The sequence below is a fragment of the Streptomonospora wellingtoniae genome, from assembly GCF_031845375.1.
GTDB lineage: Bacteria > Actinomycetota > Actinomycetes > Streptosporangiales > Streptosporangiaceae > Streptomonospora > Streptomonospora wellingtoniae.
In genome coordinates this window covers 175,659-197,287 of sequence record NZ_JAVREK010000005.1, presented here as the reverse complement: position 1 = coordinate 197,287, position 21,629 = coordinate 175,659, and the positions used below count along the sequence as shown (strand labels likewise).

Sequence of the window (21,629 nt, the reverse complement as noted above, 5' to 3'; positions counted from 1 at the left end):
GGAACCGCGTGCCCACCGCCCTGCGCGGCGGGGCACAAGACGGTGCCCGGCGGCGTTTCGGCCCATCGGCGGACTCAGACCGCGGTGTCGGCGTTGGCCACGGAGAGGTCGGTGAGGCGGCCGTACTCGTCGAACGCGGCGCTCACCGCATGGTCTCCGCGGACTCCGCGCAGCCCGCCGTCGGGTGCGGTCTCGACTGCGGCCCCGTGCCGCTCCAGGTAACCGCTCACCGTCGCACGCGGGTCGTGCGGGAACACCTCGATGCCCTGCATGATCCGCCGCGGCAGGGTGACCAGGTCGAAGCCGGCCCGCGGGATGGCCTCGTCGACCATGACCATGGCGATCCGGGCGCCGGTACCCGCCGTCACGCTGCCGTACCCGCGCCCGGCGACCGTCCCCGTCGACGCGAGCAGGAGCCGTTCGAGCGCCATCCGCGCGTCGGCGAACTCCGAGAGCTCCAGCCGCGGCGTCACGAGTTCGGGGACGTCGCGCTCCTCGCCGATGCGGCGCAGGTCCAGCGACAGTGACAGCCGTTCCGAACCCGGCGGATGCATGTGCGGGTTCGCCCACGCCCACACCCAGCTGCCGTCCGTGCCGAACGTTCCCAGCGGGGCCATCCGCACGGTGATCGAGCCCTGCCGGAAGGTGCACGCCTCGATGTCGACGTGCCACTCGGCGGCGGGGTGGTAGGCGTTGTAGGCCTCGGTCTGCTCGATCGCCCAGGCCGCGCAGGCGGCGCCCATCCGCTCCAGGCCGGGGCTGAACCACCGGCGGGACCCGGTCCCCTCGGCGCCGCCGGGTCCGTGGTCGGGTTCTGCCATGCTCGTCGCTCCCTCTGCCCGCATGTCCGGTCGGGACTTCGACGCCCGCGGGGCGCCGACGGATCCCGCCCCTCCGGTGGCGGCACCGGGCGGCCGACTGGGCTACGGTGGGAGGCGCAGCGATGACTCACCTGGATGGGCTATGTACGAGGGCGCGGTTCAGAACCTGATCGACGAGCTCGGGCGGCTGCCCGGCGTCGGTCCCAAGAGCGCGCAGCGTATCGCCTTCCACGTGCTCGCTGCCGAGACCGCCGACGTCAGGCGGCTTTCGGACGCGCTGGTCGAGGTCAAGAACCGCGTGCAGTTCTGCGTGGTCTGCGGCAACGTCTCCGAGGAGAACGAGTGCCGCATCTGCCGCGACGCACGGCGCGACGCCGCCGTCATCTGCGTCGTCGAGGAGTCCAAGGACGTCGTGGCCATCGAGCGCACCCGCGAGTTCCGCGGCCGCTACCATGTCCTCGGCGGCGCGATCAGCCCGATCGAGGGCGTCGGCCCCGACGACCTGCGCATCAAGGAGCTGATGTCGCGGCTCTCCGACGGCCAGATCACCGAGCTCATCCTGGCCACCGACCCCAATCTGGAAGGGGAGGCCACCGCGACCTACCTGGCGCGGCTGGTCAAACCGATGGGGCTGAAAGTCACCCGCCTGGCCAGCGGACTGCCCGTCGGCGGCGATCTCGAGTACGCCGACGAGGTGACGCTGGGCCGGGCCTTCGAAGGCCGGCGGAGCTTGGAGTTCTAGCTCACATTCCCCGGCCGGGTGCCCGGCGGGCGCGCTTTGCGCGCCGCGCGCGTTTGCCGAGATGGCGGCGCGACTTCGCGGGAAGCATGAGTATCCGCGCGCACACGGGGTACGTCCCAGCGCCGGTGCTGTTCGGCCCGCCGCCCCGCCAGGCCGACTGCCTCGCAGGTGAGACGGCATCCCCGACATTCCGCTAGCTACACTTTCGAGTTGATTACCGTGATCCCGAACCCTCAGGAGCAACGACCGTGGCTCTGATCGTGCAGAAGTACGGTGGGTCTTCCGTCGCAGACGCGGAAGCCATCAAGCGAGTGGCCCAACGGATCGTCGCTCAGAAAAAGGCGGGTTACGACGTCGTCGTCGTGGTCTCGGCCATGGGCGACACCACCGACGAGCTGCTCGACCTCGCCGAGCAGGTATCGCCGCTGCCGCCCGGGCGCGAGCTGGACATGCTGCTGACCTCCGGTGAGCGCATGTCCATGGCGCTGGTCGCCATGGCGATCGGCAACCTCGGCTACGAGGCCCGCTCGTTCACCGGTTCGCAGGCCGGCGTGCTGACCACGTCCCTGCACGGCAACGCCAAGATCATCGATGTCACACCCGGACGCATCCAGGAGGCGCTCGACGAGGGCTCCATCTGCATCGTCGCCGGTTTCCAGGGGGTGTCCCAGGACAGCAAGGACATCACCACGCTGGGCCGGGGCGGGTCCGACACCACCGCCGTCGCGCTCGCGGCCGCGCTCGACGCCGACGCCTGCGAGATCTACAGCGACGTCGACGGCGTGTTCACCGCCGACCCGCGCATCGCGCCCACCGCCCGGCGCATCCCCAAGATCTCCTACGAGGAGATGCTGGAGATGGCCGCCTGCGGCACCAAGATCCTGCACCTGCGCTGCGTGGAGTACGCCCGCCGGTACGGAATTCCCCTGCATGTCCGCTCGTCGTTCAGTCAGAGGCCCGGTACCTGGGTCGTCTCAGAAGTTGAGGAATCCGAAGGCATGGAACAACCGATCATCTCCGGTGTCGCACACGACCGGAGCGAGGCCAAGATCACGGTCGTGGGCGTCCCCGACAGGATCGGTGAGGCGGCGACGCTCTTCTCGGTGCTCGCCGACGCCGAGATCAACATCGACATGATCGTGCAGAACGTGTCGGCAGCCTCCACATCGCGCACCGACATCTCCTTCACGGTGCCGATGGACGCCGGCCAGACCGCGCTCGCCGCCCTGAAGAAGGTGCAGGACAAGGTCGGGTTCGAGTCGCTGCGCTACGACGACCAGATCGGCAAGGTCTCGCTGATCGGGGCCGGCATGCGCTCCTACCCCGGTGTCACCGCCCGCTTCTTCGACTCCATCGCCAAGTCGGGCACCAACATCGAGATGATCTCCACCTCGGAGATCCGCATCTCGGTGGTCGTCGAGCAGGACCAGGTCGACACGGCGGTCGCGGCCGCCCACTCCGAGTTCCAGCTCGACGCCGAGCAGGTCGAAGCCGTTGTGTACGGAGGTACCGGACGATGAGCGAACGCCGTCCCACCCTGGCCGTCGTCGGTGCCACCGGCGCCGTCGGCACCGTGATGCTGGACATCCTGTCGACCCGCGAGGACGTCTGGGGCGAGATCCGCCTGGTCGCGTCGCCGCGTTCGGCCGGCAAGAGGCTCACCGTCCGCGGCGAGGAGGTCGAGGTCCAGGCGCTGGCGCCGGAGGTCTTCGACGGTGTCGACGTCGCGATGTTCGACGTCCCCGACGAGGTCTCCAAGCAGTGGGCGCCCGTCGCCGCCGAGCGCGGCGCGGTCGCCGTGGACAACTCGGGCGCGTTCCGCATGGACCCCGAGGTCCCGCTGGTCGTGCCCGAGGTCAACGCCGAGCAGGCCCGCAACCGCCCGCGCGGCATCATCAGCAACCCCAACTGCACCACGCTGTCGATGATCGTGGCCATGGGGGCGCTGCACCGCGCCTACGGCCTCGCCGGGCTGGTCGTGGCCTCCTACCAGGCGGCTTCGGGTGCCGGGCAGGAGGGCATCGACACCCTGCACGACCAGATCGAGAAGGCGGCCACGGACCGCACGCTGGGCAGCCGCGCTGGCGACGTGCGCGCCGCGGTGGGCGAGCAGGGCCCGTTCCCGGCGCCCCTGGCGATGAACGTCGTGCCGTGGGCCGGGTCGCTGAAGGAGGACGGCTACGCCTCCGAGGAGCTCAAGGTCCGCAACGAGTCCCGCAAGATCCTGGGCATGCCCGACCTCGCCGTGGCGGCCACGTGCGTGCGGGTCCCGGTCGTCACGACCCACTCGCTGGTGGTGCACGCCACCTTCGGCAGCGAGGTCGACGCCGACGCCGCCCGCGCGGTGCTGGCCTCGGCCCCGGGCGTCGTGGTCCAGGACGACCCGGCGCGCGGCGAGTTCCCCACCCCGGCCGACGTGGTGGGCACCGACCCCACGTGGGTGGGCCGGATCCGCCGCTCGCTTGACGACCCCAAGTCGCTGGAGCTGTTCATGTGCGGCGACAACCTGCGGAAGGGCGCCGCGCTGAACACCGCCCAGATCGCCGAGGTCGTCGCCCGGGAGTTCACCGGCTCCTGATCCGGTCCCCGGTATCGGGGGCGGGGCGGCCGGGCCGTGCGGCCCGGCCGCCCCGCCGTTCCCAGGGCCTCCGCCGGGACGGCCTTTTCGGTCCCGCCCTTCGTTTCGTTGCACCGGGTTCCCGGGTTCACCGGTTCGGTGTGCCGCTCAGCCCTGCCTGGGCTGGCGCGCCAGACTGAGCCGGTACAGCAGTCGGCAGTGGTCGATCGACCCCACCAGGTCCGAGGTCTCGACCGGGCGCCGCCCCTGGTAGTGCGTGCGCTCCACGACCAGCACCGGCAGCCCCGGTGCCAGGTGCAGAAGGCTCGACTCCGGCTCGCGCAGCGGGCGTACGCCCACCTCCTCCACCACCCGGTCGACGACGACCCCGGCGGCACCGAGGCGCTGCAGCACGCTGGCCGCCGGGTCGGCGTCGGCGGGGGTGCGCAGCGTCCCCTGGGTGAGTGCGGCCGGCTCCCAGGCGGTGTGCAGCGCAACGGGGACACCGTCGGCGGTGCCCAGGCAGCGGGTGCGGAAGACCCGCACGCCGTCGCGCATCCCGAGCCGCCGCGAGACCAGTCCGCACGCGGTCTCGGTGCAGGTGCCGAGGTCCTCGCGGCCCAGCGGGTCGACGCCCGAGCCCGAGGTGCGGTCGGTGCGGGAGAACCGGTGGATCTGGGGCACCGTGCGGACGTAGTAGCCCGAGCCGGGCTTGGCCTCGACCAGTCCTTCGCTGACCAGCAGCCGCAGCGCGTGTCGCGAGACCTGCTCGCTGACCCCGTAGGTGCGTGCCAGCCGGGAGCGCGACGGCAGGCGCGAACCGGGTTCGAGCTCGCCGTTGAGGATGGGCCTGCGGAGGAGGTCGGCCACCCACAGGTAGCGCGGTCGCCCGCCCACGGCTACAGCGCTTCCGGTGCCGCGCCCTCCCGTCGGCCGGTGATTCTCAGCGCGAAGTCGAGCTCGACCGCGGTCTGGCGGATGCGCTCCTCGATCACGAAGGATCCGTGCCCGGCGTCGAAGCGGTAGACCTCGTGCGGCCTGCCGAGCTCGGCGAGACGGGCGAGGTAGTTGTCGACCTGCCGGATCGGGCAGCGGGGGTCGTTCTCGCCGGCCAGCACCAGCACCGGAGCGCGCACGTCGGCGGCGTAGGTCAGGGGTGAAGAGGCCCGGTACAGCTCGGGCACCTCATCTGGGGAGCCGCCGAACAGCGACCGGTCGAAGGCGCGCAGCCCCTCCATCTGGTCGGCGTAGGCGGTCTCGTAGTCGGCGATGGGCATCGCCGCGATTCCGGCGGTCCAGTCGCCGGGCCGTCGGCCCAGGGCGAGCAGGGCGAGGTAGCCGCCCCAAGACCCGCCTTCGATGAGCAGCCGGTCCGGGTCGGCCAGACCGCCTTCCACGGCCCAGTCGCGGACGGCGGTGATGTCCTCCAGTTCGGTGATGCCCACGCGGCCCTCCAGGGCGTCGCGCCAGGCGGTGCCGTAGCCCGTCGAGCCCCGGTAGTTGACGCGCACCACCGCGAACCCGTGGTCGACCCAGGCGGCCACGTCGGGCATGAACGCGTCGAAGTCCTGCATCTGCGGGCCGCCGTGGACGACGAAGACCGCGGGGTAGGGCCGTTCGCCCGCCTCGGGCAGCGAGACCAGCGCATGGACGCTGCCCCCGGGGCCGTCGACGTGCACGTCGTGCACCGGCACCGACGGGGGCGCGGCGGGGCCCTCGGATTCGATGACCACGGCGCCGGAGGTGCTGCGCACGACGGGCGGATGTGCGGAGCTGGACCAGGAGTACTCGACGGTGCCGTCGGGGCGGGCCGTGGCGGCCGAGACCACGCCGGGCGGGACGTCGAGGGGGGCGAGGCTGCCGGTGGCGAGGTCGTAGCGGTGCAGCAGGACGCGGCCGCGGGTCTCCTGCGAGATCAGCAGGGCGGCCGCGTCGGGCGTCCAGTCGGCCCACAGCTCACCGGGCAGGCCGGTGTCGATCCCGCGTTCCTCGCCGGTGACGGGGTCCCACAGGAGCGGGGCGCGGCGGCCGCCGCGCTCGTGCATCACCAGCAGCCGCCGGCCGCCGGGCTCGAATGCGACGGGGGCCAGGTCCAGGCCGGAGCCGTCCCACAGGTCGGCCACCGGCTCGGCGGTCGTGCCGCCGCCGTCCGGATCGCCGCCGGGCCGCAGGCACAGCACGCGCACCGCCATGTGGCGGCTGTCGCCGTGCTCGCTGTGGGCCAGCGCCAGCAGCGAGCCGTCGTCGGAGAGGCCGGCCACCCAGCCCTCGCAGCGGTGCGCGTAGACGGTGCGGGCGGGCCCGCCGGAGACCCCCGCGTGCGCGCTGAACCCGGAGTCGGTCGAGCGCCCCACCACGGCGAATCCGCCGGAGCCCAGCGCCAGGCCGCCCGCATAGGAGGGGGCGAGGTCGGGAAGAGGGGTCTCGGCCGGATCGCCGGGGCCGGTACCGAAGGGCCGGCGCCGCCACACGCCGAACTCGTCGCCGTCGGTGTCGTCGAACCACCACACCCACGCGCCTGCCGGGTCGAGCGCACCGTCCTCCGTGCCGTGGGGGCGCTTGGTCAGCTGCCGCCGTTCGCCGGTGGTGCGGTCCCAGGAGTGCAGCTCCCAGGTGCCGCTGATGTTGCTGCGGAAAAGCGAGCGGTCCGGAGCCTCCCTCGCCCACGAGGGGAGCCCGACCCTGCCCGCGCGGAACCGATCCTGCCAACGCTCGCCCATGATCTCCAGTAAAGCAGCCCCGATCTCCCTGATGTGCGCGAATCGATCACTCCGGGGGGACCGCGGGTGCGTTCACCGGGGCAGGGCCGCGTCCGCCGGCCGCATCGCGGCACCGTCGGCCTCCAGCAGCCGCTGTACGAGCGCGGGGTCGTAGTCGGCCAGCCCGGCGTCGTTCAGCACGACCATGTCCGTGGGGTGGGGGAGCACCTCGGCCGGATGCGCCTGGCAGATCCCGGCGATCTCCGCAGGGTCGGGCGCGAAGCCGTCGGGCACGGCGCAGGGCCGCAGCGACCGGTAGACGTGCATGCGGAACCAGTAGGGTGCGTCGTCCTCGGTGCGGCCGCGGATGTCGTAGATGCCGGTAGGCGCGAGCGGGCCCAGGCGCACACCCGCCTCCTCGGCCGCCTCGCGCCGCGCCGCCTGCTCGGCGGTCTCGCCGGGCTGGATCCGCCCTCCGGGCAGCAGCCAGTGGCCGGCGTAGACACCCCGGTTCTGCAGGACGAAGGTGAGGGTCCGCTCGGGGCCGGGGGCGATGGCGGCGGCGGTCATCAGCGGGGCGGGGCCGGTCGAGGGGCGGGAGGAGGTCGTCATGCGGTGCTCTCCTGGTCGGCGTCGGGGGATGGCGGCCTGACGGCCGGGGCGCCCGGCCGCCGCACGCGACCCGCGAGCCGTCGAGTGGAGGCGCCGACCGGTCGGGGCGGTGAAGGGGAGGGCCGCCTCCGACGCGGCGTCCCGGACGGCGTTTCGGGTCGCCTGCGGTGCCCAGCCTTGCGCATACGCCGTGTTCCCCGCCACCGCAGCGGGGATCCGTCGCGCCCGGGTCCGCGCCGCCCGGGGCGCGCGGAGGGCGCGCCCGCCCCGGTTCCACGTGAAACACTGCAGGTGGCGGGGCTGTCGATACTGCGCAGCAGGCGGCGTCCCTCGGCGCGACCCCGCGGGCCCGGTTACGGCCGCGGCCTGGCACGCAGCCGCGCCGCGACCCGCGCGGCGGTGAGGACGGCCCCCACGAGGGCCAGGGCCGCCAGGAGCACGGTCAGAGCGGGGAACAGCAGGAACGCGTCAACGGGTGTGTAGCTGTTGTCCTGCAGCGCCGGCGCCACGAGGAAGAGCAGCACGGCCGGTACCGCAGCCGCCACCTGGGGCAGCAGGCGCGGGACGAACCGCCACGCCGACCAGGACGCGCGCCGCGCCGCCCATCCGGACGCGCGCCGCAGGCCCAGCGTGCCCAGGGACAGCGTCAGCAGTGTGAGCGCGCCGAGCGACAGGTCGACCAGGGTCGCCGTCGGCGCCCCGGGGTCGGGATCGCGGCCCTCGGTCAGGTCGATGATCCCCGAGCTGATCTCGTAGGCCTGCTCGCGGGAGGGCGTGAAGCTGTTGAGCAGTACCGCCACGCCGTAGCCGCTGCTGGGCACCAGGTCCTGCTGTGCGTTGAATCCGGAGGTAATCCCGCTGTGCGAGATCCGGGCGGGGGCGATCCCAGGGCTGCTGCGCTTCCAGCCCAGCCCCGACCGTTCGGCGTTGCGCTGCGGCGTGTGCGACTGGCGGATCAGCTCCTCCGGGAGAAGGCGCCGGCCGCCGGGGCCGACGCCGCCCCGCTGCTGCATCGCAAGCCACGACGCCATGTCGTGTGCGGTGCTGACGACGCCGCCGGCCCCGCTGTTCATCTCCTCGGCCCCGGCCGCGGGCAGCACAGTCCCGTAGGCGGTGACGTATCCGTCGGCCAGCCCGTCGACGTGATCGCCCGTGGTGGTGGCGTTGACCGTCTCGTCCATGCCCAGGGGAGCGAAGACCCGGTCGGCGAGGTAGTCGTCGAAGGGGCGTCCGCTCGCCTCCTCGACCACGCGGGCGGCCAGCCAGTAGTTGGCGTTGCTGTAGGCGTAGTCGGTTCCGGGCTCGGTGACCGTGGTCCAGTCGCGCGTTCTGGCGGCGCCCTCCTCCAGCGTATCGGCGGGGCCGACGATGGTGGGGTTGGGCAGCCCCGAGGTGTGGGCGAGTAGTTGGCGGACGGTGATGGCGCGGCCGAAACCGACGTCGGGCAGGTAGCGGCCGACCGGGGCGTCGAGGTCGAGTCGGCCCTCGTCCGCGAGCCGCAGAGCGGCGAAGGCGGTGAACGACTTGGAGACGGAGCCGATGCGCAACCTGCTGTGCTCGGTGAGCGGCTCCCCACGGGAATCCTCGCCGTATCCGGCCTCGAATACGGTCTCGCCGTCGCGCACGACCGCGACGGCGGCACCCGGGAGCCCGTGGCGGTCGAGGTAGTCCGCGACGAACGCGTCGGCCTCGGCGGGGTCGAACCCCTCGGCGTCGCCGGCGACCGCGGACGCGGGCACCGCCGAGGGGACGAGGACCGCGGCGGCGAGCGCCAGGCACAGTAGGGGGACCGACCGCATGCGAATACTCCTGATGATTGAAGGACCGCGGTCGGCGCGGCGGCAAGGCCGCATCCCGCCCGAATGGGCGCCGCGAGCAGGTGCCACCGTCCCACCCGCCCGGGGTGCGGCGGATCAGGGCGCCACCCTGAGTCGCCCCGGACTCCCGAGGTGGTCGGCCGGCAGTCGCCGCCGGGCGGCTCCCCTAAGGGTTCGGCGCAGGCCCGTCCCCGGACACCCGGAAATCACCGTTGATCTTGTAGCTATCGTGAAGTAAAACGATTTTCAGTGACGATAGCTACAAGATCGACGGGGACAGTCGGCAAGGGCTCGGCGCAGGCCCCCGGACACGCGGCGGCGCCCACCCCCGCGAGGGGACGGGCGCCGCGGCGTATCCGGGGACGGGCCGCTCAGACCACGATCCGCATCGGGTTCTCCAGCACCTCGGCGAGGTCCTTCAGGAAGGCCGCGCCGACAGCGCCGTCGACCGCGCGGTGGTCCACCGACAGCTCCAGCGAGATGGTGTTGCGGACCACGACCTCGCCGTCGCGCACCACCGGCTGCTGCTTCATCGCCCCCACGGCCAGGATGGCCGCCTCCGGCGGGTTGATGACCGCCGAGAAGCTGTCCATCCCGTACATGCCGAGGTTGCTGACGCTGAAGGTGCCGCCGCTCATCTCCTGCGGCTTCAGCTTGCCCTCGCGGGCGCGTCCGGCGAGCTCGCGGCTGCGCTCGCCGATCTCCGACAGCGCCAGCTTGTCGGTGTCGTGCAGCACAGGGACGATCAGCCCGGCCTCCACAGCCACCGCGACGCCCACGTTGATGCGGCCGTGCTGCAGCAGCTTCTCGTCGACCCACGACCGGTTGACCTCGGGGTGGGCGCGCAGGGTGGTCGCGCACGCCTTGACGATCAGGTCGTTGAAGCTGATCTTGCTGCCGGTGCTCTCCAACTGGGCGTTGATCTGCGCTCGGAAGTCCTTGAGTCCCTCGGCGTCGATCGTCCGCCGCAGGTAGAAGTGCGGCGCCTCCTGCTTGCTCTGGGTGAGGCGGCGCGCGATCACCTTGCGCACGTTGCTCACCTGGAGCTCGGTCGAGTCGCGGCCGTCGTCGAAGGCCTCCCGGCCGGCGGAGGCCTGCGGAGCGGCGGCTGACGGCGCGGGGGCGGTCTCGGGCGCGGCCGGGCGCTGCTTGGCGGCGGCCTCGATGTCGGCTCGCACGATCCGTCCCTTGGGGCCCGAGCCGCTGATCGACTCGATGTCCAGCCCGTACTCGCGCGCGAGCCGGCGTGCCAGCGGGGAGCTGCGCGGACGCGTTCCCGCGGAGCCGTCGGGGTCGGTGGGGGCGGCGGGCTGCGGAGCCCCCTCTCCGCCGTCCTGCGTCTCCGCCGGCGCCTCCTTACCGGTGGTGCCGCTATCAGCGGGCTTCTCCTCGGCGGGAGCCGCCGCGCCTTTGGAGGAGGACTCCTCGGGCACCGCGTCGGGACTGTCGCCGATGTGGCCGATCACCGCGCCGATCGGGACGGTGTCGCCCTCGGAGACCGCCTGCTGGACGAGGTAGCCGTCCTCGTAGGCCTCGTACTCCATGACGGCCTTGTCGGTCTCGATCTCGACGAGGACGTCGCCCGAGGCGACCTTGTCGCCGACGTTCTTGACCCAGGAGCTGATGACGCCTTCCTCCATGGTGTCGGAGAGGCGCGGCATGTAGATCTCTGACATCGTGTGGTTCCCCTTCACCCGACTCGCTTGCCCACAGCGCTCAGGGTCTCCTTGACGGCGGTGGTGATCGACTCTGCCGACGGAAGCGCCGCGGTCTCCAGCGGCTTGGCGTAGGGGAGCGGCACCTCGGCCATGGCCACCCGGCGCACCGGGGCGTCCAGGTAGTCGAAGGCCCCCTCCTGAATGGACGCGGCGATCTCGGCGCCGATCCCGTAGGTCAGCCAGTCGTCCTCGGCGATCACCGCGCAGCCGGTCCTGCGGACCGAGTCGACGATGGTCTGCCGGTCCAGCGGGCGCAGACTGCGCAGGTCGACGACCTCGACGCTGATGTCCTCTGCGGCCAGCCGCTCGGCGACCTGCAGGCCGACGGCGGCCATGCGCGAGTAGCCGATGAGCGTGATGTCGGCGCCCTCGCGGGTAACAGCGGCCCGGCCGATCTCGGCGACCGCCTCGTCGCCGTCGGGAACCTCGCCCTTGGAGTTGTAGAGCCCCAGGTTCTCCAGGAGCATCACCGGGTCGTCGTCGCGGACGGCCGCGCGCAGCATGGCGGCGGCGTCGGCCGGCGAACTGGGGGCGAGGACCTTCAGCCCGGGGATGAAGGAGTAGAACAGCTCGATGTTCTGCGAGTGCGTCGCGCCGAGCTGCTGCCCGCCGCCTCCGGGGGTACGGATGACCATCGGCACGCTGGTCTGGCCGCCGAACATCCCGTAGACCTTGGCGGCGTGGTTGATGATCTGGTCGATGGCGATCAGGGAGAAGTTGATCGTCATCAGCTCCACGACGGGGCGCAGCCCCAGCATCGCCGCGCCCACGGACGCGCCGACGAAGCCCTCCTCCGAGATCGGGGTGTCGCGCACCCGGTTCTCGCCGAACTCGGTGAGCAGCCCCTCGGTGATCTTGTAGGAGCCCTCGAAGAGGCCGATCTCCTCGCCGAGAAGCAGGACGTTCTCGTCGCGGAGCATCTCCGCCCGCAGCGTGTCGCGCAGGGCTTGGCGGTAAGTGATCACAGACATGTACCCGCTCCTTGAGGTCTATTCGGCGAACACCGGGTCGGCGGGCATGCGGCGCGACTCGTTCGCCACGGGGGTGGCGTAGGTGTAGTCGAAGAGCGTGGAGACCTCGGGGTGCGGGCTGTTCTCGGCGAAGTCCGCGGCGTCGGCGACCTCCTCCTTGACCGAGTCGGAGATCTCCTGCTTCTTCTCCTCGGTCAGCACCCCCGCCTTCTCCAGCTGGTCGGCGAAGTCGGCCACCGGGTCGTTGGACCGGGCCTCGGCGACCTGCTCCTCGGTGCGGTACTTGGCGGGGTCGACCACGGAGTGGCCCTTGAGGCGGTGGCTCGTGCACTCCAGGATGTAGGGCCGCTGCTCGGAGCGGGCCTTCTCGACGAGGTCGGCGGCCGCGTCGCGCACGGCCAGCACGTCGCGGCCGTCCACACGCACGCCCTCGACGCGGAAGGCGGACCCGCGCTTGTACAGGTCGGGCTCGGCCGAGGAGCGGTGGACCGCGGTTCCCATGCCGGTGAAGTTGTTCACGATGGTGTAGACGATGGGCAGGTTCCACAGCGAGGCGAGGTTGAGGGCCTCGTGCCAGGCCCCGATGTTGGTGGTGCCGTCGCCCATCTGGCACATGACGATCTCGTCGCCGCCGCGGTAGGAGATCGCCAGCGCCGCACCGGTGGCCAGGGGGAGCTGGCCGCCCACGATGCCGTAACCGCCGAGCATGCGGGTCTCGGTGTCGTACATGTGCATGGAACCGCCCCAGCCCTTGGCCACACCGTCGGTGCGCCCGTAGAGCTCGGCCATGACCCGCCGCGGGCTCATGCCCTTGTGGATGGCGTAGCCGTGGTCGCGGTAATTGGTGTAGAGGTAGTCGCGCTCCTGCAGGGAGTCCATGAGGCCGACGACCGTGGCCTCCTCGCCCAGGTTCAGGTGGCAGTAGCCCCCGATGCGCGCCTGGGTGTAGGCCTGTCCCGTGCGCTCCTCGAACCGGCGGACCAGCAGCATCCGCCGGTAGTAGTCGAGCAGTACCTCAGGCTTCTCGTCGGCGACGCCGGAGGTCGCGCCGCGGGCGGCCGAGGTGGTGCTGTCCTTCCGGCTCCGCCGGCGGCCCCCCGTGCTCCTGGCGGTGCCGCCGCCCTTCGCTTTGGCCGTGTCAGCCATGCTGGTGCCTTTCTACGTGCGGAGGCGGCCTTTCGGGGGCCGGCGGGCCCGGGAAGGCCGCTACCCGGGTACGCGGTCGGAACCGGGCCCGGGAAGAGGGTGCGCCGGCGCCGGGCTCAATCGGCGGGGCGCGCAAGTGGCTGGCTAGCTGTCCGTGGCTGGACTCGCGTCCGCCCGCCTTCCGTGTCACCCTTCCCCGGTTGCGGGCTCGGGTCACTCGTTTCGGTCGGCTCGCGTAGCTCCATCGGTGCACATACCGTGTGATGTGCGTCGCGCACACTCTACGTACTGATCGATGATCGATCAATACGACTTTACGGGACACCCATCGCGAATCGGACTGGCGGGGTGGCACGTCCCCGCGGGCCTCAGCCCGCGCGGCCGTAGGTCTTCAGCGCGGCTTCCACGTAGTTGAGGACGTGCTCGCGCACCATGCGCCCCACATCCGGGTCGGCTCTGCGGAACGCGTCGGTGATCTGGGCGTGGTCGGCCGCCTTGGCGTGCAGCTCCATGTTCAGCCACCGCACGGACAGCCGCGTCCACACCTCGACGCCCAGGGATTCCCAGGTGTGCAGGAGCACACTGTTGTCGGCCGCCCGCACGATCTCGCGGTGGAACTCCACGCTGTGCTTGATCTGCTCCTCGACGTCGCCGTCGGCCGTGGCGCGCCGCAGGGCCTCGACCTCGCGCTCCAGCGGGCGCGGGTCGGCCGCCAGCCGGGGCGACGCAAGCTCGGCCGCCACCAGTTCGAGTCCCGCACGCACCGGGTAGATCTCGGCCATGTCCGCCACGCCGAAGTCGCGAACGCGTGCGCCCTTGTTCGGCACCGACTCGATCAGGCGCAGATTCTCCAGTTCGCGCAAGGCCTCGCGCACCGGCGCCTGGCTGACGTTGAACTCGGTCGCCACGCGGCGCTCGACGATGCGCTCGCCCGGCTGCCAGCGGCCCGAGAGCAGACCTTCCACCAGCATGTGCCGGATCTGCTCGCGCAGGGGGTTCCGGGACAGGCGGGCGGGGTCGTCCGGCCACTCCGGGAGGTCGACCATCAACGGCCTTTCTGCTCGGGGCCCCGGGCAGGGCGTCGCGCGGGGAGCGGAGTCGGGTTCCACTACGAAGAGTGCCATACGCGAGACGGCCCGGACCTCCGCCGGGCGGCGTCCCCGCCGCGGCAGGCACCGGTGGGCGCGGGGGTGAACAACAACCGGGACCGCGCTGACCAGGGGGTGAATCCGGAGATCGGAGAAGGGGCGCTCTGCGAGTGTCAGTGCCGTCGTGGGTAGCGGGACGCTATGCTCGACTGTCGGAAATGTTCCATCCAAGCCAGTCAAGCGCGATGGCGCGGCAATGTGCGGCACTCCGGCGGTACGTCCGCCCGGGCTGCGGCACGTCCCCGCACCGTCTGCGGTGCGGTCTCCGGTGGCGCCGGTGCCCCACTGGCAAGCCGACCAGGGGAGGCCGTGACCACCGTGTCCCCGGCGTCTTGGCGCACCCGTTCCCAACCGACCCAACCGAGCGGCGAGCCCGTCCCCCCAACGCACAAACGTGCCGCAGGCCAGCCCACGAATCGTGAGACAGCACTGAGCACATGATGCATACACTGCGGATCCGGTCGAACCCGCTGTTGCGCGCCGGGATGTCGAGACCCTTGTCACAGACACGGCGATCGCTCGTCGGTTCCCGGACCTCGGTCGGCGGCGCATCAGGCCGCCGATCCGGAGCACCACAGGTCACCTGGCCGAGCGTGAGTGAGATCGCGTGGGGGCTGGCGTCCGACAAGACGGCGATCATGCTGGCTGTGGCATTGATCATCATGACCGTTCTCTCAGCCGGCCCGCTCCACCCTATCGACAATCTGATCAACAACGCACCTCGGCCGTTCTGGGAACAGCTGCGGGTTCCGATGATCCTGTGGCCCGACACGGTCGCGTCGCGGTTCGTGGCGCTGCCGGTGCTGGGCGTGACGTGCCTGCAGCTGGCCTACTGGCACCGCTCCTGGCGGCCGGTCATCCTGGGCGCCGTCGGGCCCTTCGGCATGGTCTGCCTCGTCGCGGCGATGAAGCTGCTGTTCACCCGCAGCCACCCCCGCACGCACGACCCCGCGTTCTTCTCCGACTCCGGAGTCTCCTTCCCCTCCGGCCACGGTGCCAACGCCATCCTGATCTACGGGCTCGTCCTGTTCCTGATCATCCGCTACCGGGCGGCGCGGCCGCACATCGTCCGTCGGCTGGCCTACTGCATCGTGGGCATCGCCGTGCTACAGGCGATGGTGTCGGTCTATCTGCACTTCCACTGGTTCACCGACCTGATGACCGGCATGGTCGCGGGCGGCCTCGCACTCGTCCTCACCATCCGGCTGGACCGGATGATCCCCGAAGGGCGCACCGTCTACTGGTGGCCGTGGTACGGCGGCAGCCTGTGGCGCGGCGAGGACGGCGGCCGCGGCGAGGACGACCGGGCCGAGGGCGGTTCGGGAGAGTCGGCCGAGCGGGGCTGAGTCCGACGCCGGAACCCGGGCCGGGCCCTCCCCGCGGCGCGAAGGGCACGGATCCGCCGCCGCACGCGCTCACCCCGCCGGCGCGGGGGCGTCCAACCGCCCGCTGAGCTCCTTGGCGAAGAAGTCGAAGAACCCGTCGGGGTCCGGCCCGGCGTTCACCAGCGCGAGGCGGTCGAACCCGGCGTCGGCGAACCGCTCGACGGCGGCGACGTGGCGCTCGGGATCGGGTCCGTATCCGAAGGCCGAGGCCATGTCATCCTCGCGGACGTGGGCCGTCGCAGCCTCGAAGTTGGCCACGTTGGGCAGTTCGGCCTGCACCTTCCACCCGGTCGCGCCGAAGCGGAACATGCGGTGCGCGGACTTCAGCGCGGTCTCCTCGTCGGGCGCCCAGGACAGCGGTACCTCGGCGTAGCGGGGCCCGTTTCCGCCGGAGTGGCGGTAGGCGCGGGTCAGCGCGTGGTCGGGCTCGGTCGCGAAGAGGGCGTCGCCGAGCTCGCCCGCCAGGCTCGCCGCAGCCGCACCGCCCGCTGCCACCGCGATCAGCGGCGGGTCCTCGGGCAGATCGAAGACCCGGGCGTCGACCAGTCGCAGGTGCTCGCCCTCGAAGGAGCGGTAGCCGCCCTGCCACAGCAGCCGGATGATGTGCAGCGACTCCCGCAGCATCGCGTGGCGCTCGGTGACCGAGGGCCAGGGCCGACCGACCACGTGCTCGTTGAGCTGCTCGCCCGAGCCCACGCCGAGCACGAAGCGGCGCCCGTCGGCCAGCAGCGCGGTCGTGGCCGCGGCCTGCGCGACCAGTGCGGGGTGGTAGCGGATGAACGGGCAGGTCACGCCGGTGGCCAGGCCGATCCGCCGGGTACGGGCCGCGATGGCTGCCAGGATCGACCAGGCGAAGCCCGAGTGCCCGTGGCTCTCCAGCCACGGGTGGTAGTGGTCGCTGATCACGACGAAGTCGAAGCCCGCCGCCTCGGCGCGCTCGGCTTGGCGCACCATCTCCTGCGGCGAGTAGCCTTCGGCGAAGAGTTTGTAGCCGATCTGCATGATCCCCTCCACACCCGGTGCCGGCGTCCGGCGTGCCGCTACCCGGGTGCCCGGGGGGCATGCCCGCCGGGGGTGCCGCGAGGTCGGACGGTCCGGGCCCGCAAGGGCGGGTGCGGTCGGCTCAGCTGCCGTCGCGCACGTCGGCGATGCGTTCGGCAGAGTAGGCGATCTCCTCGAAGCGGGCCGTCGTGCCCGCACCCGTGGGGCTCTGGGCGAGGAAGCCGACCTCGGCCTCCTCGCGCAGCGCGAAGTACCGGATCAGCTCCCAGGGGCCGCCGTCCACGCGTACGTGGAAGGCGTAGGCCGACCCGATGCGCCCGGCGCGCAGCCGGATGTCGGCGGCCGCGGGGTCGGCGCGGAAGTGGTTGCAGTCGTCGCTGACACCGCGGTTGACCACCGACACCACGGTCCCGCTGCCCTGCGGTGAGGCCTCCACGCACAGCTTTGCCCAAGCGTCGGGGCCGGAGTGGAGTACCAGCGCCGCCGCGTCGAACGTCGCGGTCAGGTCGAGGCGCACCCGCGCGCTGACGCAGAAGTCGCCGTTGAGCGCACCGACGAGCGCGGGGGCGTTGTCGTGGAGCGTGCCGTCGGCAGGTTCGGTGAACAGGTCGGTGCCGCCGGCGGCGCTGACGACGAGCCTGTCGTAGCCCTCGACCGTGTAGGCCTCGGGCGCGTTGAGCCAGCGCATCGTGACAGGGAATGCCGACAGGGAGACGGGATCGGCCATGAGGGGCTCCAATGGCGCACGGGGGCCGCGGGGCGCGGCGGCTGAACGGGCGGGACGGGACTCGCTCCGCCCTGGGGATTGGCGAGGAACATACTGATCGCCGGTCGGCCGCGGCAAGGGGCTATCGGCAGTGGTGCGAACCGGTGCGCAGCGAATTCGGGAGCGCTCCCATGGTACAGCTGCGCGTCCCGATCCCGTGCGGGAGTCCCAGCACACAAGGGGTCGGGCGGGCCGCCGGCCGTTCCGCGGGGCGGCGCGGCGCCCTCCTCTGCCTCCTCCTTGGGCCCCTATGCTGATCGGCGGGCCCGCGGATGCTGCGAGCCCGGCACACACGCGGGACGGAGGGGACGGGTGAGAGTCATGGCGGGCGAACCCGGTGGAGGGAGGGCGCAGGTCGGCGGCCCGATGCGGGAGCGGCTGCGCGGGCTGCGCGGGATCCCGGTGTTTGCGGGGGAGATTCCGGCGTTCGACCCCGATACGGCGCCGGACGACCCGGTGGAGCTGTTCACGCGGTGGCTCGACCACGCTCTTGGCGCGGGCGTGCCGGAGCCGCACGTGATGAACCTGGCAACGGCCGACGCGGCCAACCGCGTGGCATCCCGCTTTCTGATCCTCAAGGACGTCGGCCCGAACGGCTGGTCGTTCGCGACGGGATCGGCCAGCCCCAAGGGGCGCGACCTGGACGCCAACCCGCACGCGGCGCTGGCCTGCTACTGGCCGCGAGTGGGCCGCCAGATCCGAATCGCCGGCACGGTCGCGCCCGAGAGCCCGCGCACCGGCGCCGCCGACTTCCTTGCCCGCTCTCCCGACGCGCGCGCGGAGGCGCTCGTGGGCGGGCAGAGCGCGCCGATGGCCTCGGTGGGCGAGCACGAACGCGAGCTGGCCGAGGCCCGCGAGCGCGTCGACGCGGACCCCTCGCTCGTCGCGCCGGAGTGGACGCTGTACACGCTGCGCCCCGACTACGTGGAGTTCTGGCAGGGGTCGCGCGACCGCAACCACGTCCGCCTGCGGTACACGGCTGCGGGGGAGGGCCGGTGGCAGCGGGCGCTGCTGCGGCCCTGAGCGCTGCCCGTGCGGCCGGCCCGAATGTCACAGGGGCGCGCGACCATGGCAGCAGCGGCGCTTGCCGCCGCGCGTCCGTTCCGAGACCCGAGGAGTAGCAAACGATGATCGGTCGGCTTTCCACCGTTGTCCTCGACTGCCCCGACCCCCGCGCGCTGGCCGCGTTCTACTCTGAGGTGCTCGGCATGCCGATCACGCGGGCCGAAGGCGACTGGGTCGACATCGGCGACCGGGACGGGACGCAGGTGAGCTTCCAGCTCGCACCCGACCACGTCCCGCCGCGCTGGCCCGATCCCGCCTATCCGCAGCAGTTCCACCTCGACGTCGACGTCGACGACATCGCTGCGGCCGAGGAGCGGGTGCTCGCCCTCGGCGCTGCCAAGGTCCGTGAGGACGGCACCTTCCGGGTTTACACCGACCCCGCGGGCCACCCGTTCTGCCTGGTCCTCGCGCCCTCCCAGCCCGCGGGGTAAGCGGCGGAGCGGGCCGCCACCGGCGCGGCACCGACCGTGGTGCGGTGCGGCGTGTTCGACTGGGGTACGGGCAGGTCGGCCGCACGACTCCGCGGCACCGTGCTCACTCCGCCGCAGAACCGGCCCGGCTCGCCGGGCCGGGGGCCGCCTACGCCGCGCAGGCCCGCTCGCGCGCCTGCTACCGGGAGGGCGGCCCCGAGACCAGGGGAGGCAGCGCATGCCGATCACCGAGACCCTGTTCGACGACTTCATCCACGTACGGCCGAGGTTGGCGATCCTGGTCCGGCTGGCAGGCGCGGAATGGGTGGAGTTCACCCAGGTGCGCGACAGCGTCGGATGCAGCGACTCGGCGCTGTCGAAGCAGGTCACTGCGCTCAAGGGCGCCGGGTACACCGAGGTGCGCAAGATGACCGAGCGCCACCGGCGCCGCACGTGGATCCGGCTGACCGACGAGGGCGGGGCCGCGCTGGCGCGCCACCTGGAGGCGCTGGAGCGCCTCTGCGCTCAGGCGCGCGGCCCGGCCCCGCGGAGCTGAGTCGGCGCGCGTCCGCCCGGGCCGTCCGCGGCGGATCACCGGAGGACGCGCATCCGGCAGCGCTCCGCCGCACGCGTCGAGGTGGAGCGAAGGCGGGCCACGGACGCCTGTTTCGGTTGACCTATTCGGCCCTTATTCGGTCACTCCTATTGCGGCCTTTTGTTCGAAACTATCGAAGTTTCCGATTGTGAGCCTTCGGTCTCTGTGTCTTCTCGGAAGAGCCTGCATTCGAATTTGCCGTTAGCGGACCGTACTTTTTTCTTGTTCCGGACGCACGTTATTGGGGAAATAGCGACCGATAGTTTCGGATTCATTGCCGAGAGATAGCGAATCTCCTGGTATTGGACCCATGCCCGCTCGGGTGCCTGATTGGTCCGTAATCTCTCCTTCCCGAGCCGTCAGAACCGGTGTTACGTTCATCACGCTCATGAGCTGGGAGCGCTCCACCTTCACGATCCCCCCCCGATTCCACTGGATTCGCGCACCTGGAGGTGCCTGACGTGAGACTCGCAAGAAGCGGCGGTCGCCAGACCCCGCGCCGCCACCGGGCGGCCCCCGCCCGGCGGGCCGTCGGCGCGGCGCTCGCGACGCTTCTCGGCGCGGCGGTGCTGGTACCGGCCGCTCCGGCGGCCGCCGACGCCCCGCTCCGTGACCACGCCGACCAGATGGGCTTCGAGATCGGCGCGGCGCTGGCATCGAACCATCTGCAGAACGACAGCCAGTACGCCGATCTGGCGGCGACCGAGTTCAACGCCGCGACACCCGAGAACGCGATGAAGTGGGCGTCCACCGAGCCCTCCCGCAACCAGTTCGACTTCGGCGGCGCCGACGCCTTCATGGACTTCGCCCAGGCGAACAACCAGAAGGTGCGCGGGCACACGCTCGTATGGCACAACCAGCTCCCGTCCTGGGTGGAGAACGGGAACTTCAGCGAGAGCGAACTGCGCTCGGTCATGGAGAACCACATCGACCGGGTGGCCGGCCGCTACGCAGGTGAGATCGCCTACTGGGACGTCGCCAACGAGATCTTCCTGGGCGACGGCTCCTGGCGCGATTCGGTCTTCTACCGGACCCTGGGCCCGGACTTCGTCGCCGACGCGCTGCGCATGACCGCCGAGGCCGACCCCAACGCCGAGCTGTGGCTGAACGACTACAGCATCGACGGGGTCAACGCCAAGAGCGACGCCTACTACAACCTGATCCAGGACCTGATCGCCCAAGGCGTCCCGATCGACGGGATCGGCCTGCAGGCGCACCTGATCAACGGCCAGGTGCCCGGCAGCATGCAGCAGAACATCCAGCGCTTCGCCGACCTCGGCATCAAGGTGGCCATCACCGAGTTGGACGTGCGCATCGAGATGCCGGCCAGCCAGAGCGAGCTGGAGCAGCAGGCCCGCGACTACCGCTCGGTCATGGACACCTGCCTCGCGGTCGACGGCTGTGTTGCCGTCACGGTCTGGGGCGTCTCCGACCAGTACTCCTGGGTGCCGGGCACGTTCGAGGGCCAGGGCGCCCCGCTGCTGTTCAACGACAACTACCAGCCCAAGCCGGCCTACGACGCGGTGCACGAGGCCCTGGGCGGGACCGGCGACGGTGGAGGCGACGACGACGATCCTCCGACATCCGGCCCCTGCGCCGTGGACTACTCCGCCGCCAACGAGTGGAGCACCGGGTTCACCGGCCAGGTCACCGTCACCAACAACGGCGACTCCGCGCTGGACGGCTGGAACCTGGAGTTCGACTTCCCCAGCGGTCAGCAGCTCACCAACGGGTGGAACGCCGAGTGGTCCCAGTCCGGCTCCACTGTGACCGCCACCAACACCGGATGGAACGGCGACGTCCCGGCGGGCGGTTCCGTGACGGTCGGCTTCAACGCCGGCCACAGCGGCACCAACGACGAACCCGAGGCGTTCACGCTCAACGGGCAGTCCTGCTCGGTCTCCTAGCCGCTCCCCTTTCGGGCCGCACACGCGCCTGTCGTGACACCGGCGCCGCGGCCGGGCCAGGAGACCGCCGGGCCGGCCGGACCGCATCCCCCATTTCGGCCGGCCCGTCCACGGCCCTCGCCGCACAGCGGCGGGGGCCGTTCGCGCGCCCGCGTCCCTGCCGGCCGATGCCGGGGGCATCCGCCGAGCCGTCGATCACCTGCGCCGATTCGTAGTCGGGCGCGAAAACGTGCGGAGTGGTTGCCGGCGCGCACTTCCGCCCAGCCGC

General features: G+C 71.7%; 19 protein-coding genes. 8 read left to right on the top strand and 11 right to left on the bottom strand.

Annotated features, from left to right (window positions below; translation table 11 throughout):
- Positions 1-74 precede the first annotated feature (74 nt).
- Positions 75-821: a DUF6882 domain-containing protein gene (locus tag RM446_RS07425; protein ID WP_311544414.1), complete on the bottom strand. Its 747-nt coding sequence runs from the start codon at positions 819-821 to the stop codon at positions 75-77.
- A 142-nt stretch (positions 822-963) separates the two neighbouring features.
- Between RM446_RS07425 and recR the strand changes: the two genes are divergently transcribed.
- From recR to RM446_RS07410, 3 genes are all read left to right on the top strand, one after another.
- A complete protein-coding gene (gene recR / locus RM446_RS07420) occupies positions 964-1,563 on the top strand; it encodes a recombination mediator RecR (RefSeq protein ID WP_311544413.1) in 600 nt (199 codons plus the stop codon).
- Positions 1,564-1,811: 248 nt separating this feature from the next.
- Positions 1,812-3,083, top strand: a complete 1,272-nt coding sequence (locus RM446_RS07415) for an aspartate kinase (RefSeq protein WP_311544412.1) — start codon at positions 1,812-1,814, stop codon at positions 3,081-3,083.
- The gene (locus RM446_RS07410) at positions 3,080-4,141 is read left to right on the top strand and encodes an aspartate-semialdehyde dehydrogenase (RefSeq protein ID WP_311544411.1); all 1,062 of its coding nucleotides are present in this window, start codon (positions 3,080-3,082) and stop codon (positions 4,139-4,141) included. Before RM446_RS07415 ends, RM446_RS07410 begins: the two co-directional genes overlap by 4 nt.
- 147 nt (positions 4,142-4,288) lie before the next feature.
- Here the strand turns inward: RM446_RS07410 and RM446_RS07405 are convergent, their stop codons facing one another.
- The 8 genes from RM446_RS07405 to RM446_RS07370 form a co-directional block, all read right to left on the bottom strand.
- Entirely contained in the window at positions 4,289-5,017 is a 729-nt protein-coding gene (locus RM446_RS07405; RefSeq protein ID WP_311544410.1) for a GntR family transcriptional regulator, read from the bottom strand.
- 2 nt (positions 5,018-5,019) lie between these two features.
- On the bottom strand, positions 5,020-6,840 hold the full coding sequence (locus RM446_RS07400) for a S9 family peptidase (protein WP_311544409.1): 1,821 nt from the start codon (positions 6,838-6,840) through the stop codon (positions 5,020-5,022).
- A 72-nt stretch (positions 6,841-6,912) separates the two neighbouring features.
- Positions 6,913-7,431 (bottom strand): NUDIX domain-containing protein, encoded by a 519-nt coding sequence (locus tag RM446_RS07395; protein ID WP_311544408.1) that lies wholly within the window; start codon positions 7,429-7,431, stop codon positions 6,913-6,915.
- Between the two features lie 353 nt (positions 7,432-7,784).
- Complete coding sequence (locus RM446_RS07390) at positions 7,785-9,230, bottom strand: serine hydrolase domain-containing protein (RefSeq protein WP_311544407.1); 1,446 nt, start codon at positions 9,228-9,230, stop codon at positions 7,785-7,787.
- 389 nt (positions 9,231-9,619) lie between these two features.
- Positions 9,620-10,924 (bottom strand): dihydrolipoamide acetyltransferase family protein, encoded by a 1,305-nt coding sequence (locus tag RM446_RS07385; RefSeq protein ID WP_311544406.1) that lies wholly within the window; start codon positions 10,922-10,924, stop codon positions 9,620-9,622.
- 14 nt (positions 10,925-10,938) lie between these two features.
- On the bottom strand, positions 10,939-11,937 hold the full coding sequence (locus tag RM446_RS07380) for an alpha-ketoacid dehydrogenase subunit beta (protein WP_311544405.1): 999 nt from the start codon (positions 11,935-11,937) through the stop codon (positions 10,939-10,941).
- A gap of 18 nt (positions 11,938-11,955) precedes the next feature.
- Positions 11,956-13,083, bottom strand: a complete 1,128-nt coding sequence (gene pdhA / locus RM446_RS07375) for a pyruvate dehydrogenase (acetyl-transferring) E1 component subunit alpha (protein WP_311544404.1) — start codon at positions 13,081-13,083, stop codon at positions 11,956-11,958.
- Between the two features lie 368 nt (positions 13,084-13,451).
- Positions 13,452-14,129: a GntR family transcriptional regulator gene (locus RM446_RS07370; RefSeq protein ID WP_311544403.1), complete on the bottom strand. Its 678-nt coding sequence runs from the start codon at positions 14,127-14,129 to the stop codon at positions 13,452-13,454.
- 695 nt (positions 14,130-14,824) lie between these two features.
- Here RM446_RS07370 and RM446_RS07365 point away from each other — a divergent pair.
- Positions 14,825-15,577, top strand: a complete 753-nt coding sequence (locus RM446_RS07365) for a phosphatase PAP2 family protein (RefSeq protein WP_311544402.1) — start codon at positions 14,825-14,827, stop codon at positions 15,575-15,577.
- Between the two features lie 69 nt (positions 15,578-15,646).
- On the opposite strand, the gene RM446_RS07360 is transcribed toward RM446_RS07365, so the two are convergent.
- Both RM446_RS07360 and RM446_RS07355 read right to left on the bottom strand, forming a co-directional pair.
- The gene (locus RM446_RS07360) at positions 15,647-16,618 is read right to left on the bottom strand and encodes a TIGR03557 family F420-dependent LLM class oxidoreductase (RefSeq protein ID WP_311544401.1); all 972 of its coding nucleotides are present in this window, start codon (positions 16,616-16,618) and stop codon (positions 15,647-15,649) included.
- Positions 16,619-16,739: 121 nt separating this feature from the next.
- Positions 16,740-17,345, bottom strand: coding sequence for a DUF1349 domain-containing protein (locus RM446_RS07355; RefSeq protein ID WP_311544400.1), 606 nt, complete (start codon positions 17,343-17,345; stop codon positions 16,740-16,742).
- 360 nt (positions 17,346-17,705) lie between these two features.
- On the opposite strand from RM446_RS07355, the gene RM446_RS07350 reads away from it, so the two are divergent.
- From RM446_RS07350 to RM446_RS07335, 4 genes are all read left to right on the top strand, one after another.
- On the top strand, positions 17,706-18,407 hold the full coding sequence (locus RM446_RS07350; RefSeq protein ID WP_311544484.1) for a pyridoxine/pyridoxamine 5'-phosphate oxidase: 702 nt from the start codon (positions 17,706-17,708) through the stop codon (positions 18,405-18,407).
- Positions 18,408-18,511: 104 nt separating this feature from the next.
- Positions 18,512-18,880 carry a VOC family protein gene (locus RM446_RS07345; RefSeq protein WP_311544399.1) on the top strand — a complete coding sequence of 123 codons (369 nt, stop codon included), beginning with the start codon at positions 18,512-18,514 and terminating at the stop codon, positions 18,878-18,880.
- A 217-nt stretch (positions 18,881-19,097) separates the two neighbouring features.
- Complete coding sequence (locus RM446_RS07340; RefSeq protein WP_311544398.1) at positions 19,098-19,415, top strand: transcriptional regulator; 318 nt, start codon at positions 19,098-19,100, stop codon at positions 19,413-19,415.
- 500 nt (positions 19,416-19,915) lie between these two features.
- Positions 19,916-21,361 (top strand): endo-1,4-beta-xylanase, encoded by a 1,446-nt coding sequence (locus RM446_RS07335; protein WP_311544397.1) that lies wholly within the window; start codon positions 19,916-19,918, stop codon positions 21,359-21,361.
- The last annotated feature ends 268 nt before the right edge of the window (positions 21,362-21,629 follow it).